Source organism: Methylobacterium sp. WL103 (assembly GCF_008039885.1).
Lineage (GTDB): Bacteria > Pseudomonadota > Alphaproteobacteria > Rhizobiales > Beijerinckiaceae > Methylobacterium > Methylobacterium cerastii.
The window spans coordinates 1-3,394 of record NZ_VRUX01000470.1 but is presented as its reverse complement, the minus strand read 5'-3'; the positions used below and the strand labels follow the sequence as shown (position 1 = coordinate 3,394).

Annotated in this window: 3 protein-coding genes; 2 read left to right on the top strand and 1 reads right to left on the bottom strand. The window is 73.6% G+C overall.

The features are described 5' to 3' along the window. A partial coding sequence (locus FV222_RS20720; RefSeq protein WP_147815532.1) for an L-threonylcarbamoyladenylate synthase occupies positions 1-401 on the bottom strand: 401 nt, incomplete at its 3' end. Between the two features lie 214 nt (positions 402-615). Between FV222_RS20720 and FV222_RS20715 the strand changes: the two genes are divergently transcribed. Beyond that, positions 616-2,361: an acyl-CoA dehydrogenase gene (locus FV222_RS20715; RefSeq protein ID WP_147815531.1), complete on the top strand. Its 1,746-nt coding sequence runs from the start codon at positions 616-618 to the stop codon at positions 2,359-2,361. A gap of 190 nt (positions 2,362-2,551) precedes the next feature. Then, a complete protein-coding gene (locus tag FV222_RS20710; RefSeq protein ID WP_147753765.1) occupies positions 2,552-3,319 on the top strand; it encodes an enoyl-CoA hydratase-related protein in 768 nt (255 codons plus the stop codon). Positions 3,320-3,394 lie beyond the last annotated feature (75 nt).

The window sequence follows — 3,394 nt, the reverse complement described above, 5'->3', positions numbered from 1 at the left end:
GGGTTCGACGGCACCCGCAGCGCGACGCTCGGCAGGCCGGCCCGCGCCAGGTCGCAGACGCGGGTGCCGCCGGTCGCCGGCACCACCAGGGTGAGGGGACCGGGCCAGAACGCCTCGGCGAGGCGCAGCGCGAAGGCGTCGAAGCGACCCTCGGCCTCGGCGGCCGCACGGTCCGGCAGGTGCGCGATCAGCGGGTTGAAGCGGGGGCGCGCCTTCGCTGCGAAGATGCCGGCGACCGCCTCGGCGTCGGTGGCGTCGGCGCCGAGGCCGTAGACGGTCTCGGTCGGGAAGGCGACGCAGGCGCCGGCCCGGATCAGGCGCGCGGCCTCCGCCACGCCCGCTCCGTCGCCGGAAAGCTGGGTCGTCGCGCCGGGCGCAGGGATTGACGCGAGATCGTTCATATATAAACCATCTCCGGCGGTGACGGCTGGGCCGGTTCGGGCGTATGCCGTCAGCGGAGGGCGTGGGCCGAAGCGCCTCTCACGGAAGAGGGGTCGGGCTGCGCGGAAAGCCGGCGGCCGGGTCTTTCGGGGGCTGCACTAACGCGGCCCCGCGGCGACGGTCAAACGAGACGCCGAGGCGCGGGCGAACCGCGCCGGGCGGGAGGACATGCCGATGAGCTACCGCGCGCCCGTATCCGAGATGATGTTCACCCTGCGCCACGTCGCCGGCCTTGACGGGGCCGGCGCGGTGAGCGTCGAGGACGCGGACGCCATCCTGACTGAGGCCGGGCGGCTCGCGGGCGACGTGCTGGCGCCGCTGAACCGCGTCGGCGACCGCCACGGCGCGACGCTTTCGAACGGCGTGGTCACCACGGCACCGGGGTTCGCCGCCGCCTACAAGACCTTCGTCGCCGGAGGCTGGAACGGGCTCACCGCCGACCCGGACCATGGCGGCCAGGGCCTGCCGCAAGTGCTCGACGCCGCCTGCACAGAGATGTGGAACGGCGCCAACCTCGCCTTCGGCCTGTGCCCGCTGCTGACCGCCGGCGGCATCGAGGCGCTGGCGGCGCACGGCTCCGAGGACCTGAAGGCGCGCTACCTCGGCAAGCTCGTCTCCGGCGAGTGGACCGCGACGATGAACCTGACCGAGCCGCAGGCCGGCTCGGACCTCGCCGCCCTGCGCACCCGCGCTGAGCCGGCCGGCGACGGCAGCTACCGCATCGTCGGCTCGAAGATCTACATCACGTACGGCGCCCACGACATGGCCGACAACGTCGTCCACCTCGTGCTCGCCCGCCTCAAGGACGCGCCGTCGGGCACCCGCGGCATCTCGCTGTTCCTGGTGCCGAAGGTGCTCCCCGACGGGTCCGAGAACGACCTGCGTTGCTCGGGGCTGGAGCACAAGCTCGGCATCCACGCCTCGCCGACCTGCTCGATGGCGTTCGGCGACCAGGGCGGCGCCACCGGCTGGCTCGTCGGCGAGGAGAATCGCGGGCTCGCCTGCATGTTCACGATGATGAACAACGCCCGCCTCGGGGTCGGGCTGCAGGGCGTCGGCGTCGCCGAGGCGGCGACGCAGCGGGCGCTCGCCTACGCTCGCGACCGGAAGCAAGGCAAGGCGGCGGGCTCCGCCGAGGCGAGCCCGATCGTCGCCCACCCGGACGTGCAGCGCATGCTGCTGACGATGAAGGCCTACACCGCCGCCGCCCGCGGCATCTGCTACCTCACCGCGGCCGCCCTCGACGCCGCCGAGGGGCCGGAAGGCAAGGCGGCGCTCGACCGCGCCTCGCTGCTGACGCCGGTGGCCAAGGCCTTCTCCACCGACATCGCCAACGAAGTCGCCTCGCTCGGCGTGCAGGTGCATGGCGGCATGGGCTTCGTCGAGGAGACCGGCGCGGCGCAAGCGATGCGCGACGCCCGCATCCTCGGCATCTACGAGGGCACCAACGGCATCCAGGCGATCGACCTGACCGGCCGCAAGCTGCCGCTGAACGACGGAGCCACGGTGCGGGCGCAGATCGCCGCCATGCGCCGGGTCGCCGAATCCCTGCTCAAGGCCGCCGACTCCGACCTCGGCCACGCCCCGGCGCGGCTGCGCGCCGGCATCGAAGCCCTCGACCGGGCGACGAGCCACCAGCTCGCGAGCCTCAGGTCCAACCGGCCGGAGGCGGCGCTCGCCGGCGCGACCCCGTACCTGCGCCTGTTCGGCCTGGCCCAGGGCGCGGCCTGCCTCGCCCACGAGGCGCTGGCCGCACGCGCCGCCTTGAAGGCCGGAGAGACCGACCCGGCCCATGCCGGGCGGATCGCGCTGGCGCGCTTCTTCGCCGAGAACCTCCTGCCGGCGACGGAAGGCCTGGCCCAGGTGGTGATCGACGGCGGCGGGTTTCTGGACGACGCGGGCGCGGTTCTGACGGGGTGACGTCAAGGTCCTCGCCCGTCATTCCGGGGCCGCGCAGCGGAGCCCGGAATCCAGAACCGCAGGTGGCGCCTTTTCGAGCACGGTTGGCGGCTCTGGATCCCGGGCTCGCCTGCGGCGCCCCGGGATGACGGGGTTGGGACGGAAGCGGTGCGGTTCGCGGCGCGATTTGGAACGAAGCGGGGAGGCGGACATGAGCGAGCAGGTCACGATCACCGACGGGGCGGACGGCGTCCGCTCGATCGTCCTGAACCGGCCCGAGAAGAAGAACGCGTTGACCGGGGCGATGTACGACGCGATGCGCGAGGCGCTGGCCTCCGCCGACGCATCGGACGCCATCGGGGCGGTGGTGTTCTCCGGAATGCCCGGCAGCTTTTGCGCCGGCAACGACATCGCCGACTTCGTCACGCGGGCGGAGAAGGCGTTCAGCGAGGCGCCCTCGCTGCGCTTCATCCGCCAGCTCGCGCGCACGGCGACGCCGATGGTCGCGGCGGTGGACGGGATCGCGGTGGGCATCGGCACGACGCTGACGCTGCATTGCGACCTCGTCTACGCGAGCCCGGCGGCGCGCTTCCGCATGCCGTTCGTCGAGCTCGGCCTCGTGCCGGAGGCGGCCTCGAGCTACCTGCTGCCGCGGCGGGTCGGGCGCCTCAAGGCGACGGAGCTGCTGCTGCTCTCCGAGATGTTCGGGGCGGACGCGGCCGAATCGCTCGGTCTCGTCAACGCGGTGATGCCCTCCGACATGCTGCTGGAGCACGCCCTCGCCCAGGCCGCGCGCCTCGCCGCCCTGCCGCGCGGCGCCCTCGCCGCGTCGCGAAAGCTGATCCGCGGGGATCAGGCCCAGGTCGAGGCGGCTTTGGACGCCGAGGCCGAGGCGTTCGACCGGCAGCTGCGCACGGAGGAGGCGCAGGGCGCGTTCCGGGCGTTCCTCGCCCGGTCGAAGCCCGGCCCGAGGTCGTGAAGCCGGACCTCAGCCAGAAGGTCTGCCTCGTGGCGGGCGCCTCGCGCGGCGTCGGGCGGGGCATCGCCCGGGCGC

Bases quoted from the DNA above. Each gene is read 5' to 3' on its own strand.
- FV222_RS20715 (WP_147815531.1), top strand. From the start codon at position 616: ATGAGCTACCGCGCGCCCGTATCCGAGATGATGTTCACCCTGCGCCAC.
- FV222_RS20710 (WP_147753765.1), top strand. From the start codon at position 2,552: ATGAGCGAGCAGGTCACGATCACCGACGGGGCGGACGGCGTCCGCTCG.